Here is a 13,587-nt window from a genome sequence, read left to right as displayed (position 1 = left end):
CGGGTTCCCGGGACCGGGGCGCACCCGTCAGGCGTCCTCCGGGGCCCCCGCCTCCAGCAGACGGCCCTCGGAGAGCCGCAGCCGGCGGTTCACCCCGATCTCGGCGAGGAACCGCTCGTCGTGGCTGACCACCACGAACGCCCCCCGGTACGCCTGAAGCGCGCTCTCCAGCCGGCCGACGCTCACCAGGTCGAGGTTGTTGGTGGGCTCGTCCAGCAGCAGGAGCTGGGGCGCCGGCTCGGCGTACAGGACGCAGGCCAGCGTGGCGCGCAGCCGCTCGCCGCCGGAGAGCGCCCCGACCGGGAGGTGGGCGCGGGAACCGCGGAACAGGAAGCGGGCCAGCAGGTTCATCCGGTCGGCCTGTGGCATCCCGGGCGCGAACGCGGCGAGGTTCTCCGCCACGGTGCGGTCCAGGTCGAGCAGGTCCAGCCGCTGGGACAGGTAGGCGACGCGGCCGGCGGCCCTCCTGACCGGGCCGCCCTCCGGCTCCACGTCACCGCCGAGCACGCGGAGCAGGGTGGTCTTGCCGGCGCCGTTGGGCCCGGTCAGCGAGATGCGCTCCGGACCGCGGACGGTCAGGTCGATCCCCTGCCCGGCGAAGAGCGGCCGGTCGCCGCGGCGGACCTGGATGCCCTCGCCGTGGAAGACCGTGCGCCCGGCCGGGACCTCGGTCCCCGGCAGGTCCAGCGCGATCCTCTGGTCGTCGCGCAGGGCCCGGCTCGCCTCGTCGAGACGCGCCCTGGCGTCCTCGACCCGCGCGGAGTGCGCCTGGCCCGCCCGGCCCGCCGACTCCTGGGCGCCGCGCTTCATGTTCCCGGCGAAGATGCGCGGCAGGCCGGCGTTCTTCAGGTTGCGGGCGGCGTTGCCCGCCCGGCGCTCGGCCCGCTCGCGGGCCTGCTGCATCTCCCGCTTCTCCCGCTTCAGCTCCTGCTCGGCGCTGCGGACGGTCCGCTCGGCGGCCTCCTGCTCCGCGCGCACCGCCTCCTCGTAGGCGGTGAAGTTCCCCCCGTAGGAGCGCAGCTCTCCCCGGTCGAGCTCGGCGATGCGGTCCATCCGGTCGAGCAGCGCCCGGTCGTGGCTGACCAGCAGCAGGCAGCCGGTCCAGTCGTCGAGCACGTCGTGCAGTCCGCGGCGGGCGTCGAGGTCGAGGTTGTTGGTCGGCTCGTCGAGCAGCAGCACGTCGGGCCGCTTCAGCAGCTGCGCGGCGAGCCCGAGGGAGACGGCCTGGCCGCCGCTGAGCGTGCGCAGGCGGCGGTCGAAGTCGAGGTCCGCGAGGCCGAGCCGGTCGAGCTGGGCGCGGGTGCGCTCCTCGACGTCCCAGTCGTCGCCGATCACGGTGAAGTGCTCCTCGGCGGCGTCCCCGGACTCGATGGCGTCCAGGGCCGCGATCACCGGGGCGATCCCGAGGACCTCGGCCACGGTCAGGTCGCCGGACAGGGGCAGGCTCTGCGGCAGGTAGCCGAGCACGCCCCCGACGGTGACACCGCCGCCGGTCGGCCGGTACTCACCGGCGATCAGTTTGAGCAGGGTGGTCTTACCCGCGCCGTTGGGGGCGACCAGGCCGGTGCGGCCGGGGCCCACGGTGAAGGACAGCTCCTGGAAGACGGGGGTGCCGTCGGGCCAGGAGAAGGACAGGTTGGAACAGACGACGAAGGCGTCGGACATGAAAGAAAGACCTCGTACGGAAGCGGGCGCGTCAGGGACGCCCGGCGGACGGCAGGGATCGATGAAACGTCGACATGGCCCCGACGGCGGCGATCACGCGCCTGCCGTGGGCCGGCCACTTCCGGTGTCACCCGGAGATGTCGAGGTCCCCTGCCATTCCTGGTCTCCCATCGCTCACGGTCATAGGTCCCGTCCACGATAGCACCGGCGTCCGGACCACCGGTCCCGCGGCCGGGACCGGAACGTCGCACACGGCGCGCGGACGGGCCCGGGAGCCGCCCGTGGCACACGCCGGGAACCGCGTACGGCGCGCGGGCGGGGCCTCCGGGAACGGGCCTACTCCCGCTCCAGGTTGGCCTCCTCGAAGTCGAGCTCCCGGATGACCCGGCGCAGCACCTCGTCGTCGATGCGGCCCTCGTCGCGGAGCCGTACGAGCACGTCGCGCTCGACCGCCAGCATCTCCCGGCGCAGCCGCCGGTAGAGGCCGCTGGGCGTCTCCTCGCCCTCGGGGCCGGTCCCGCCGCCGAGCCGCTCCCAGGCGGCGAGCGGCTGGTGCTCGGTCCGCTTCCTGAGCAGCCGCACCACGTGCTCGCCGGACTCGGGGATCCCCTCGGCGGCCAGTTCCTCCAGCCGGGCGAGCGAGGCGGTGGCGGCCTGCTGCTTGGCGCCGGCCTCGGCGAGGTTGTCGGCGAAGATCTCCTGCTCGTTGGACACCCGCAGCCGGCTGATGAGCGCCGGGAACGACAGGCCCTGGATCAGCAGCGTGCCGATCACCACCGCGAACGTGAGGAAGAGGATCGTGGGCCGGCCCGGGAAGTCCTCGGGCAGCGCGAAGGCCGCGGCGAGCGAGACCACCCCGCGCATGCCGGCCCAGCTCACGATGAGCGTCCCCGGCCAGGACGGCGGTTTCGGCTCGTTCCGCCGGACCCGGGCCGACAGCCTCCTCGGCAGGTGGATGCTGGGCACGACCCACACGGCCCTGGCCAGCACCGTGGCCGCGAAGACGGCCAGCGCCATCCCGGCGAGCCTCCACGGGTCCTCCCCGCCCAGCGCGCTCATGATCGGCCACAGCTGCAGGCCGATCAGCATGAACACGATCGTCTCCAGGAAGAACCCCATGACCCGCCACACGGCGCCGGACAGCAGCCTGGTGCCGAAGCCCGCCGAGGGCATCCTGTGCCCGACGGACAGTCCGACGATCACCACGGCGACCACCCCGGAGGTGTGGGCGATCTCGGCCGTCAGGTAGGCCCCGAACGGGATGAGCAGCATGACGGTGTTCTCGGTGAGCGGGTCGCGCAGCAGCCGCAGCAGCCGGGTCAGCAGCCAGGAGAGCGCGACGCCGATCGCGACGCCGCCCGCCGCGGCGTACAGGAACCTGCCCGCCGCCTCCGGCCAGGTGATCCCGGCGCCCAGCGCGGCGGAGACGGCCACCCGGTAGACGGTGAGCGCGGTGGCGTCGTTGAACAGGCTCTCCCCCACCAGGATGGAGACCACCCGGCGGGGCAGCCCGAGCCGCCGGGCCACCGCGACCGCGGCGACCGCGTCGGGCGGCGCCACGATGGCGCCCAGCGCGAAGGCCGCGGCCACCGGCAGCTCAGGCAGCAGCAGGTGGGTCACCCAGCCGACGACCAGGGTGGTGAACAGCACCAGCCCGATCGACAGCAGCGCGACCGGCCTGCGGACGGCCTTGAGCCTGGTGTAGGAGCTGTCGATCGCGGCGGAGTAGAGCAGCGGGGGCAGGAACACCAGCAGGATCAGCTCGGGGTCAAGCTGGTAGCCGGGCACCAGCGGCGAGAGCACCAGCCCGGCCAGCACCAGCAGCAGCGGCGCCGACCACTCGCGCCGTCTGGCGACGGCGGCCACCGCGATGGCGATGACCGGAACGAGCAGCAGCTGGAGTACGGACTCCTGACTCATCGGCTCCCCCGAGCGCGGTGATCCCGGGCGTCTGCCCCGGGATCACCAGTCGTGACGGTCGTCCCGCTCGTCGCGGCGGCGCTCCTCATAACCCTGGTCGGGGCGGAGCCGCTCACCGGTGGAGTGCGGCGGGTCCGGGACGTACGGGCGCGACACCCGCGAATCCTGCCGGCCGTGCAACCCCAGCGGGTCGGGGTCGGGCTGCCTGCCGCGCAGGCCGAGCGGGTCGGACGGGTCCACCCCCTGCTGGTAGCCGGCGGGCGGCGAGCCGTACAGGTCGCGCAGGTCCGCGGGGTGGCCGGCCGTACCCGGCTGCGGGGCGCCCGGGGCGCCGCCGAGGTACGGGTCGGCCTGGGGGGCGGGGTAGCCGTAGGGGTCGGACCGCTCGGACGGGCCGGCGTCGTAGGCCGACTGGCGCTGCTGCGCCGCGAAGCCGAACGGGTCGGTGGAGTGCTGCTGCCCCTGGGGCGCCGCGCCCGGGGAGGCGTAGTGGTCGGGGTGCGCGGAGTGGGACGGGTACCGCTCGGCGGGCGGGGCGTAGGGGTCGGGCTGCCGGTGGGCGGCCGGGGAGTCGTACGGGCCGGGCTGGGTGGGCGGCCCGCCGTAGGGGTCGGACGGGTCGGGCGCCGCGCCGTAGGCGTCGGGACCGGAGGGCGGGGCGGCGAAGGGGTCCGGCTGCCGGGACCCGTAGCGGTCGCCGCCGGGCATCTGGTAGGCGGGCTCGCCGGAGGCCGGGCCCAGCGGCTCGGCGGGGTACGGCCGGCCGTACGACAGCGAGTCGCCCACGATCATGTTCTCCCGGGGCACCGCGTCGCCGGAGCCGTAGTCGGCGGCGCGGGCCGGGGAACGGTCCGGGGGCGGCGGCACGGCCCCCCGGGCCACCAGCACGTCGTTGGGGCCGTGGGCGGGCACCGGGCGGTCGTCCGGCGGCTCGGACTGGGCGGCGACGTCGGGATACTGCCGGTCCGGATCGGGATACTGCCGGTCATCGGGATACGGCTGCGGCTGGGCGTACTCCTCGGGGCGGGGGCGGGCGTACTGCCCGGTGCCGGGCAGCTCGCCGGCCGCCGGGAACTCCCCGGAGACGGGGAAGCCCGTGGGCCCGCCGGGCCCGGCCTGGGCCGCCTGTCCCCCCGGCGGCACGGCCTGCGGCTGGTCGTCCACCTCGTCGGGGTACTGGCCCCCGGCCTGGATGAACCCCTCGTCGAGGGCGTCCACCAGGCGGCCGACGTCGTTCAGCGGCATGCGGAAACTGGCGGTGCACATCTCCCCGCGCCACAGGCTCAGGACCAGCGTGCCTTCGTGCCAGGTGACCCGTAGAACCCGCTCCTGGCCACGCTCGTCAAAGAACACCTCGCCGAACGACGGCAACGGGACAACTTCCGACATGGAGGACATCGTGCTTCAACCAGCCTTTATTCGTCCACTCGACCCCGGGAAACTCTACCGAACCGGTCCTTTCGTCCCCATCTTTCACCCCGGTGACACCGAAACGGACGATCTCCTTTCGACCGAGGGCGTTCCGGCGGCCGGGTGCCGGAGCCAGTCTGCCACGCGACATGGGACATGGCTTCCGGAATGCCGGGACGCGTCCGCGCACTCACCGGCCGGAGCGGCGGCGATCGTCGTGGGGACCGAGTACGGTTGGCTGTCGTGCCGACCGACTCCATCACCCACGCCGAAGCCGACGACGCCTCCTCGCAGGAGCTCCTGCCCCCCGTCGAGGAGTTGCTGAGCACCGCCGTCAAGGCGGTCGGAGGGGTCGAGCGGCCCGGTCAGCTCACGATGGCGCGGGCCGTCCAGCGGGCCATCGACAAGGGCGAGCACCTGGCCGTCCAGGCCGGCACCGGCACCGGCAAGTCCCTCGCCTACCTGATCCCCTCGGTCCGGCACGCGATGACCTCCGATGGCGCCGTGGTGGTCTCCACCGCCACCATCGCGCTCCAGCGCCAGCTCGTCGACCGCGACCTGCCCCGGCTGGCCGACGCGCTCGCCCCGCACCTGCCGCACGAGCCCACGTTCGCGATCCTCAAGGGCCGCCGCAACTACCTGTGCCGCTACAAGGCCACCGCGGGGTGGCCCGAGGACGAGCAGGACCAGCTCTTCGACCCGCGCGAGGTGAGCGCGACCGGGCGGATGGTCCAGCGCATCCAGGAGTGGGCCGAGGAGACCGAGACCGGCGACCGCGACGAGCTGGTGCCCGGCGTCAACGAGCAGGCCTGGCGGCAGTTCTCGGTGAGCGCCAGGGAGTGCCTGGGCGCCACCCGCTGCCCCAGCGGGGCCGAGTGCTTCGCCGAGCTGGCCCGCGCCCGCGCCGGGGAGTCCGACATCGTCGTCACCAACCACGCGCTGCTGGCGATCGACGCGATGGAGGACTTCCCGCTGCTGCCCGAGCACGAGGTGGTCGTGGTGGACGAGGCCCACGAGCTGGTCGACCGGGTCACCTCCGTGGTCAGCGGCGAGCTGTCGGAGACCATGGTCATGGCGGCCGTGCGGCGGGTGGGGCGGCTGATCGACCAGCCGACCTCCGACCGCCTCATGGAGGCGGGCGAGGACCTCAAGGCCCTGCTGGCCGCCGCGCCGCCCGGCCGGCTCGACGAGCTGCCCCAGGTGCTCGGCCTGACCCTCGCCCTGATCCGCGACGCGGCGTGGGCGTGCATCACCTCCCTGGGCCCGCGCCAGGGCGGCGACAAGGACGACCCCGAGGGCGCCGGGCTGCGCAAGGCGGCCTTCACCGCCCTGGACGAGGTCCACGACACCGCCCAGCGGATCCTCGACGCCTTCGGCCACGCCGAGGAGATCGACCGGGCCGAGGTCGTCTGGCTGGACGCCGGCACCGACCGACGTCCGCCCGTGCTGCGGATCGCCCCGCTGACCGTGGCGGGGATGCTGCGCGACAAGCTCTTCGGCGACCGTACGGTGGTCCTGACCTCCGCGACGCTCGCCCTGGGCGGCGCCTTCGACGGCCTGGCCCGCCAGTGGGGCCTCGGCACCGGTGACCGTTCCAGGGACGCCGCCGAGGGCGACTCCGGGGAGGGCGTCGGCGGCGCGGACAAGACCACTGGCAAGTCGGACAAGAAGAGCGGAAAGCGCGCGAAGAACTGGACCGGCCTCGACGTCGGCTCACCGTTCGACCACCCGCGCAGCGGCATCCTCTACGTCGCCAGGCACCTGCCCCAGCCGGGCCGCGACGGCCTGCCCGAGGCGTACCTGGAGGAGATCACCGAGCTGATCGAGGCGGCCGGCGGCCGGACCCTCGGCCTGTTCTCCTCGATGCGCGCCGCCAAGGCCGCCACCGAGGCCCTGCGCGACCGGCTGAGCGTGCCGCTGCTGTGCCAGGGCGACGACTCCACCATGCTGCTGGTCAAGCAGTTCGCCGAGGACGAGCCGACCTGCCTGTTCGGCACCCTGTCGCTGTGGCAGGGGGTGGACGTGCCGGGGCCGTCGCTGCGGCTGGTCATCATCGACCGCATCCCGTTCCCCCGGCCCGACGACCCGCTGACCTCCGCCCGCCAGCGGCACGTGGCGGCCAAGGGCGGCAACGGCTTCATGGCGGTCGCCGCCACCCACGCCGCCCTGCTGCTCGCGCAGGGGGCGGGCCGCCTGCTGCGCAGCCAGCACGACAAGGGCGTGGTCGCGGTCCTCGACCCCCGGCTGTCCACCGCCCGCTACGCCGGCTTCCTGCGCGACTCCCTGCCGCCGTTCTGGCCCACCAACGACCCGGAGAAGGTCCGCCAGGCGCTGCGGCGGCTCGCGGACTCCTGACGGCCCCGCGCCCGGCCCCGGTACGGCGCCGGGCTCCGGTCCGGTACGGCGCGCGCCGGGGCCGGGCCGTACGGGGCCGCTCCGGCGGCTCTCCCTCCCTCGCGGGGGATCAGCGGAACAGCTCCAGGTCGGGGCGCTTGGGGTCGAGGCCGTCGCCGGAGGAGCGCCTGCGGATCCGGCGGACCACCCACGGGCCGAAGTGCTCGCGCAGCCACTGGATGTCCTCGCGGCGCTTGGCCGCCGGATCGACGCGGTCGAGCGGCGGCCAGGTCTTCCGCCAGTCGTCGTCGGCGTCGATCCCGAGCACCTCGCACACCTTGGCGGCCACCATCCGGTGGCCCTCCTCGTTCATGTGCAGGCGGTCCTCGCTCCAGGCCCGCCAGTCGCGCAGCCCCTGCATCGACCACTGGTCCACCAGATGGCAGCCGTGCAGGTCGGCGATGGACCGGAGGTGCATGAAGAAGATCGCGAAGGTGCCGCGGGCGCGGCGCATGATCGGGGTGTCGCGCGGGTCCACGCCGGTGAACAGCAGCACCTCGGCGCCGGTGGCCCGCAGCTCGCGCACGGCCGTCGCGATCTTCTTGGCCATCCGGTCGGGGTCGCTGCCGGGCCGCAGCAGGTCGTTGCCGCCGGCGCAGAAGCTGACCAGGTCGGGGCGCATCTCGATCGCCCGCGGCAGCTGCTCGGCGATGATCTGGTCGATGAGCTTGCCGCGCACGGCCAGGTTGGCGTAGCGGAACTCCGGGTCGAGCGCGGCCAGCCGCTCGGCCACCCGGTCGGCCCAGCCGCGGAAGGCCCCGCCGGTCCCGGGGTCGTTCATGCCCTCGGTGAAGCTGTCGCCGACGGCGACGAAGGAACGGTAACCCATCACGCCTCCTCCGCGATGGCGCGCAGCGCGAGCGCGTAGGACCGGAGGCCGAAGCCCGCGACGGTGCCGGTGGCCACCCCCGCGACGACCGAGTTGTGGCGGAACTCCTCCCGCGCGGCCGGGTTGGAGATGTGCACCTCGACGAGGGGCGCGGTGCGCTGGGCGATGGCGTCGCGCAGCGCGTAGGAGTAGTGGGTGAACGCCGCCGGGTTCAGCACCACCGGGGTCCGCGAGTCGGCCGCCTCGTGCAGCCAGCCCACCAGCTCGGCCTCGTCGTCGGTCTGCCGGACGTCCACCGACAGGCCCAGCTCCCTGCCGGCCTCCCGGCAGAGCTCCACCAGGTCCTCGAAGGTCTCCGCGCCGTAGACGTCGGGCTCTCTCGTGCCGAGCCGCGACAGGTTGGGGCCGTTGAACACGTAGACGGGTCTCATTCCACCGATCTTCCTCGTCACCGCGCGGCCCGCCGGGGCCGTGCCTTCCGTGCTGCGGTCCGCCGGGCCGCGGGGACGGGCCGGCCGGGGGCTACCGGGCGATCTCGTGGTAGGCGGCCTCGAGCAGCTCCTCGGGCGGATCCTCCAGCGGAGACACCTTAGCCAGGTCGTCCAGGACGACGAAACGCAGCCTGGCCCCGCGGCTCTTCTTGTCCAGGCGCATGTGGTCGCGCAGCTCCGGCCAGGCCTCGCGGCGGTAGGCCGTGGGCAGCCCGACCGACGTCAGGATCGAGCGGGTCCGCTCCACGATCGCCGTGCCGATCCGGCCGTCCAGCCGGGACAGCTCGGCGGCGTAGACCATGCCGATGGCCACGGCCTCGCCGTGGCGCATCCGGTAGTCCTCGGCCCGCTCGATGGCGTGGGCGAGGGTGTGGCCGTAGTTGAGGATCTCCCGCAGGCCGCTCTCGCGCAGGTCGGCGCCGACGACGTCGGCCTTGACCCGCACCTTGCGCTCGATCAGCTCGCGGGTGTGCCGTCCCTCGGGGTGCCGGGCGCCCTCGGGGTCGTCCTCGATGAGCGCCAGGATCTCCGGGTCGGCGATGAAGCCGCCCTTGATGACCTCGGCCAGGCCCGCGACGTAGTCGTCGCGGGGCACCGAGACCAGCGTGGCGAGGTCGCACAGGACGCCGGCCGGCGGGTGGAAGGAGCCGACGAGGTTCTTGCCCTCCGGGGTGTTGATCCCGGTCTTGCCGCCGACCGCCGCGTCGACCATGCCGAGCAGGGTGGTCGGCACCTGCACGACCTTGACGCCGCGCAGCCAGGTCGCGGCGGCGAACCCGGCGAGGTCGGTGGTCGCTCCCCCGCCGACGCCGACCACGGCGTCGGAGCGGGTCATGCCGTGCCGGCCGAACTCCGACCACAGGCCGGCGGCCACCTCGGCCGTCTTGGCCCGCTCGCCGTCGGGCACCGGCAGCGCGACGACCTCGTACCCGGCCGACTCCAGGGCGCCGTGGACCGGGCGCGCGATCTCCGGCAGGCTCACGGGGTGGACCACCGCGACGGTGCGGACCCCCTCGCCGAGCAGGCCGCCCAGCTCGCCGAGCACGCCGGCGCCGACGACGACGTCGTAGGGGGCCGCCCCGCCGACCCTGATCCTGGAGACGGTCACGGCCGCAGCCCCTTCGCGATCTCGTCGGCGACCTCGCCCGGCTCGCGGTCGTCGGTGGCCACGACGACGGTGGCCAGGCCCTCGTAGACCGGGCGGCGCTCGTCCATGAGCTTCTTCAGCCGGCTGCGCGGGTTCAGCACGAGCAGCGGCCGCGCCGAGGCCAGGCCCACCCGCTGGACCGCCTGCGACAGGCCGACCTCCAGGTAGACCACCGGGTGGCCGGCCAGCAGTTCCCGCGTCTCCTCGGAGAGGACCGCGCCGCCGCCGAGGGCCAGCACGCCGTCGTGCTCGGTCAGCGCCCGCCGTACGGCCTCGGCCTCCAGCTCGCGGAAGCGCTCCTCGCCGTCCTCGACGAAGATGTCGCTGACGGGCTTGCCCGCCACGGCCTCGACGTCGGCGTCGGTGTCGCGGAAGGCGGTGCCGAGCCGTCCGGCGAGCAGCCTGCCGACGGTCGACTTGCCCGCTCCGGGGGGGCCGATCAGAACTGCGCGGGGACTCACCGTGTCTCCTTCTCCGTGGCCTTCTCGGTGGCTTTCTCCATGGTCCTCCGCCCGGCGGCGCGCCCGGTCACTTGATCACCATCGAGGACAGGTAGCCGGCGAGGTTGCGGGCGACCTCCTCGACCGAGTCGCCGCCGAACTTCTCCAGCGCGGCGTCGGCCAGGACGAGCGCGACCATCGCCTCGGCGACGATCGCGGCGGCCGGTACGGCGCACACGTCGGAACGCTCGTGGTGGGCCTTGGCCGCCTCACCGGTCAGCACGTCGATCGTGGCCAGCGCCCGGGGGACGGTGGAGATCGGTTTCATCGCCGCGCTCACCCGCAGCGGCTCGCCGTTGGTCATGCCGCCCTCCACGCCGCCGGCGCGGTTGGTGATCCGGCGGACCCCCTCGGAGGTGTTCTCGATCTCGTCGTGGGCCCGGGAGCCGGGGCGGCGGGCGGTCTCGAAGCCGTCGCCGAGGGCGACGCCCTTGATCGCCTGGATGCCCATCAGGGCCGCGGCGAGGCGGGCGTCGAGGCGGCGGTCCCAGTGGGTGTAGCTGCCCAGGCCCGGCGGCAGGCCGTAGGCGACGACCTCGACGACGCCGCCGAGGGTGTCGCCGTCCTTGTGCGCCCGGTCGATCTCGGCGACCATGGCGGCGCTGCCGGCCGGGTCGGCGCAGCGCACCGGGTCGGCGTCGATCCTCGCCAGGTCGTCAGGTCCGGGCAGCGTCTCGGAGGTCGTGCCGGCCCCGCCGATCGACAGGACGTGGCTGACGATGTCGACGCCGAGGGCCTGCTTGAGGAACTTCTTCGCGACCTGGCCGAGGGCGACCCGGGCGGCGGTCTCGCGGGCGCTGGCGCGGTCCAGGACCGGGCGGGCGTCGTCGAAGCCGTACTTCTGCATGCCCGCCAGGTCGGCGTGGCCGGGGCGCGGGCGCGAGCGCGGCGCGTTGCGGGCCTGGCCCTCCAGCAGCGCCGGGTCCACCGGGTCGGCCGCCATGACCGTCTCCCACTTGGGCCACTCGGTGTTGCCCACGCGGACGGCGACGGGGCTGCCGAGCGTGCGGCCGTGCCGTACGCCGCCGGCGATGGTCACCACGTCCTGCTCGAACTTCATCCGGGCGCCGCGGCCGTAGCCGAGGCGGCGCCTGGCCAGCGCCTCGTCGATGTCGGCCGTGGTCACCTCCACCCCGGCGGGCAGGCCTTCGAGGATCGCGACGAGCTCGGGGCCGTGGGACTCTCCTGCGGTCAACCAGCGCAACATGATGACAAGTCTTCCATGTGCCGCCCACTGGAATGGCCGCAGCTCACCTGGTGAGACACCGGCCCGTACGGCGGGCCGCGCCGGGCGGGGATCAGAGGAGCGGGGCGGCGAGGACCGCCGCGAACGCGCCGAAGACCATGAACGGGCCGAACGGGATCTCGCTGCGGCGGCCGGCGCGGCGCGTGGCCAGCAGGGCGACGCCGTAGACGCCTCCCGCCAGGAAGCCCAGGAACGCGCCGGCGACGAGGACGCCCCAGCCGAGCCAGCCGAGCGCGGTGCCGAGGCTCGCGGCGAGCTTGACGTCGCCCAGCCCCATCCCCGCCGGGTTGACCAGGAAGAGCAGCAGGTAGAAGGCCGCCAGCGCGAGCCCGCCGAGCCCGGCCCGCGGCAGGTCGCCCCACCGTCCCCCGGCCGCGGCGGACACCGTCAGCAGGACGCCGGTGCCGAGGTAGGCGGCGAGCGTGAGCCGGTCGGGCAGCCGGCGGACGGCCGCGTCGACGAAGGCCAGCACGACGCAGACCCCGGCCAGCCAGCAGAGGGCGAGGAGGCCGGCGGCCCGCGCGGCGACGGCCCGCGCGGCGCCGTCCCAGAGGCCGCCCGGCCAGGCCGGGTCGAGGCCGGGGGTGACGGCCCGCCAGGTGAGCGCGGCGAGGACCAGTCCGGTGACGGCCTCCACGGTGAACGGCGGCGGTTCCCCCCCGGGCAGGGAGTGCCGCACGACCAGGACGCGCGACCACAGCCCGATCAGCACTCCGGCGAGGGCCGCCGCGGCGGGGAGGAGGACCACCGCTCGACCATAGTCCGGGCGGGCCGGTCGCGCCCGCCGTACGGCCGCGGCCGGGTGGCCCGCCGCGGCCACCGGGCGGTCACGGCCCGCTGCACGCCGCGGCCGGGGGCCCGGTGTGCGGCCGGAGGGTCAGGCTCGCCTGCGCCAGGGCAGGCCGAACCGCCTGCGCCCGGACGTCCCGGCGGCCCGCGCGGGCTCTTGGGCCCCGGCCGCCTCGGGGGCGGAGGGGACGTCCGCCATCCGGGCCACGGTGACCTCCGGGCCCAGTCCGCCGACGTCGCCCGACGCGACCGCGGCGAGGGCCCGCAGGACGGCCCCCTCGATCACGAACGGCACGGGTCCCGCCACGTCGAGCACCACCGCGGCGGCCTCCTCGTGGACCGCGGCCTGGCAGACCAGCGGCACGGTGGTCTGGATGGGCCGGGCGTCCGGGCGCCAGAGGCGGAGCGACTCGGCCCCGGTGAAGGCCGGCACGGCCTCCCGCCCGTCCTTGCCGACGAGCTTCGGCAGGGCCATCTCGCTCTCCTTCTCCTGGCGCAGCCCGTGCTCGCCGACCTCGGAGGAGGTCAGCAGGGCCACCACCGGGACGAGCAGCCGCGCACCGGACAGCGCCGCCACCACGGCGCCGGCGTCGGCCGTACCGGACGAGAACGCGGCGAGCGCGGACGCCAGGGCGGCGTCGGCGGAACCGTCGTCGTCGGGGACCAGGGGCTGCGGAATGCTCGGCACGAATCCGGAGCCTACCGGCGCCCCCGGCCGGTCCGGACGGGGGGCGGCGCCGGACCGGGCGGCGGCCCCGGCCACCCGCGCCCCCGCCGGACGGGACGGGCACGACGCGGCCGTGGCCGGCCTCGCGGACCCGCGGCCCTGCCGGGCGGGACGGGGATCCGTTCCGCCCACGGCGGTCACAGGCCGTTGTCGCCGTTGATCCCCCCGTGGCTGCTGCCGCCGCCGTTGGCCGCCCCGTCGGCGCTCCCGGCGAGGACGTGCACGACGGCGACGCCGTCGGACAGGGTCCTCCCCACGCGACGAGGCCCGACACCGTTGGCCGCCCCGTCGGCGCTGCCGGCGAAGACGGGCGCGACGGCGACGGCGACGGCTCCGGACGCGGTGGCCGCCACCGCGGACCGGATCGGCACCGCGGTGGGGGCGGCGATGATGGAAAGCACCGTCGTCCCGGCCGCGAAGGTGTTCCTGAATCCGATCATCTCAGCTCACCTCCGATCGGATCGGCCAC

At 74.9% G+C, this 13,587-nt stretch carries 12 protein-coding genes; 1 reads left to right on the top strand and 11 read right to left on the bottom strand.

What is annotated here, in order from left to right:
• Positions 1-27 precede the first annotated feature (27 nt).
• The 3 genes from HDA43_RS28790 to HDA43_RS28780 form a co-directional block, all read right to left on the bottom strand.
• The gene (locus HDA43_RS28790; RefSeq protein WP_179827205.1) at positions 28-1,665 is read right to left on the bottom strand and encodes an ABC-F family ATP-binding cassette domain-containing protein; all 1,638 of its coding nucleotides are present in this window, start codon (positions 1,663-1,665) and stop codon (positions 28-30) included.
• A 336-nt stretch (positions 1,666-2,001) separates the two neighbouring features.
• Complete coding sequence (locus HDA43_RS28785; RefSeq protein WP_179827204.1) at positions 2,002-3,585, bottom strand: Na+/H+ antiporter; 1,584 nt, start codon at positions 3,583-3,585, stop codon at positions 2,002-2,004.
• 42 nt (positions 3,586-3,627) lie between these two features.
• Positions 3,628-4,974 carry a hypothetical protein gene (locus HDA43_RS28780; RefSeq protein ID WP_179827203.1) on the bottom strand — a complete coding sequence of 449 codons (1,347 nt, stop codon included), beginning with the start codon at positions 4,972-4,974 and terminating at the stop codon, positions 3,628-3,630.
• Between the two features lie 264 nt (positions 4,975-5,238).
• Here HDA43_RS28780 and HDA43_RS28775 point away from each other — a divergent pair, with 264 nt between their 5' ends.
• Positions 5,239-7,350, top strand: a complete 2,112-nt coding sequence (locus tag HDA43_RS28775; RefSeq protein WP_312873590.1) for an ATP-dependent DNA helicase — start codon at positions 5,239-5,241, stop codon at positions 7,348-7,350.
• Positions 7,351-7,459: 109 nt separating this feature from the next.
• Here the strand turns inward: HDA43_RS28775 and HDA43_RS28770 are convergent, their stop codons facing one another.
• From HDA43_RS28770 to HDA43_RS28735, 8 genes are all read right to left on the bottom strand, one after another.
• Positions 7,460-8,218, bottom strand: a complete 759-nt coding sequence (locus tag HDA43_RS28770; protein ID WP_179827201.1) for an SGNH/GDSL hydrolase family protein — start codon at positions 8,216-8,218, stop codon at positions 7,460-7,462.
• Positions 8,218-8,649: a type II 3-dehydroquinate dehydratase gene (aroQ, locus tag HDA43_RS28765; protein ID WP_179827199.1), complete on the bottom strand. Its 432-nt coding sequence runs from the start codon at positions 8,647-8,649 to the stop codon at positions 8,218-8,220. The genes HDA43_RS28770 and aroQ overlap by 1 nt, the downstream gene beginning before the upstream one ends.
• Positions 8,650-8,740: 91 nt before the next feature.
• On the bottom strand, positions 8,741-9,817 hold the full coding sequence (gene aroB / locus HDA43_RS28760; RefSeq protein WP_179827197.1) for a 3-dehydroquinate synthase: 1,077 nt from the start codon (positions 9,815-9,817) through the stop codon (positions 8,741-8,743).
• Positions 9,814-10,317 (bottom strand): shikimate kinase, encoded by a 504-nt coding sequence (locus HDA43_RS28755; RefSeq protein WP_179827195.1) that lies wholly within the window; start codon positions 10,315-10,317, stop codon positions 9,814-9,816. The genes aroB and HDA43_RS28755 overlap by 4 nt, the downstream gene beginning before the upstream one ends.
• Before the next feature lie 67 nt (positions 10,318-10,384).
• Positions 10,385-11,563, bottom strand: coding sequence for a chorismate synthase (gene aroC, locus HDA43_RS28750; RefSeq protein WP_179827193.1), 1,179 nt, complete (start codon positions 11,561-11,563; stop codon positions 10,385-10,387).
• 91 nt (positions 11,564-11,654) lie between these two features.
• The gene (locus HDA43_RS36550) at positions 11,655-12,350 is read right to left on the bottom strand and encodes a prepilin peptidase (RefSeq protein ID WP_179827191.1); all 696 of its coding nucleotides are present in this window, start codon (positions 12,348-12,350) and stop codon (positions 11,655-11,657) included.
• A gap of 129 nt (positions 12,351-12,479) precedes the next feature.
• On the bottom strand, positions 12,480-13,079 hold the full coding sequence (locus HDA43_RS28740; RefSeq protein WP_179827190.1) for an SseB family protein: 600 nt from the start codon (positions 13,077-13,079) through the stop codon (positions 12,480-12,482).
• Positions 13,080-13,255: 176 nt separating this feature from the next.
• Positions 13,256-13,558 (bottom strand): hypothetical protein, encoded by a 303-nt coding sequence (locus HDA43_RS28735; protein WP_179827188.1) that lies wholly within the window; start codon positions 13,556-13,558, stop codon positions 13,256-13,258.
• Between the last annotated feature and the right edge of the window lie 29 nt (positions 13,559-13,587).

The organism is Streptosporangium sandarakinum, assembly GCF_013409935.1.
Classification (GTDB): domain Bacteria; phylum Actinomycetota; class Actinomycetes; order Streptosporangiales; family Streptosporangiaceae; genus Streptosporangium; species Streptosporangium nondiastaticum.
Note: the sequence above shows the minus strand (reverse complement) of the source record. Positions and strands in the feature narration are given on the sequence as shown.

Coding starts and splice junctions, on each gene's coding strand:
- HDA43_RS28735 (WP_179827188.1), bottom strand. CDS start 13,558: ATGATCGGATTCAGGAACACCTTCGCGGCCGGGACGACGGTGCTTTCC.
- aroC (WP_179827193.1), bottom strand. CDS start 11,563: ATGTTGCGCTGGTTGACCGCAGGAGAGTCCCACGGCCCCGAGCTCGTC.
- aroQ (WP_179827199.1), bottom strand. CDS start 8,649: ATGAGACCCGTCTACGTGTTCAACGGCCCCAACCTGTCGCGGCTCGGC.
- HDA43_RS28780 (WP_179827203.1), bottom strand. CDS start 4,974: ATGTCGGAAGTTGTCCCGTTGCCGTCGTTCGGCGAGGTGTTCTTTGAC.
- HDA43_RS28785 (WP_179827204.1), bottom strand. CDS start 3,585: ATGAGTCAGGAGTCCGTACTCCAGCTGCTGCTCGTTCCGGTCATCGCC.
- HDA43_RS28770 (WP_179827201.1), bottom strand. CDS start 8,218: ATGGGTTACCGTTCCTTCGTCGCCGTCGGCGACAGCTTCACCGAGGGC.
- HDA43_RS28790 (WP_179827205.1), bottom strand. CDS start 1,665: ATGTCCGACGCCTTCGTCGTCTGTTCCAACCTGTCCTTCTCCTGGCCC.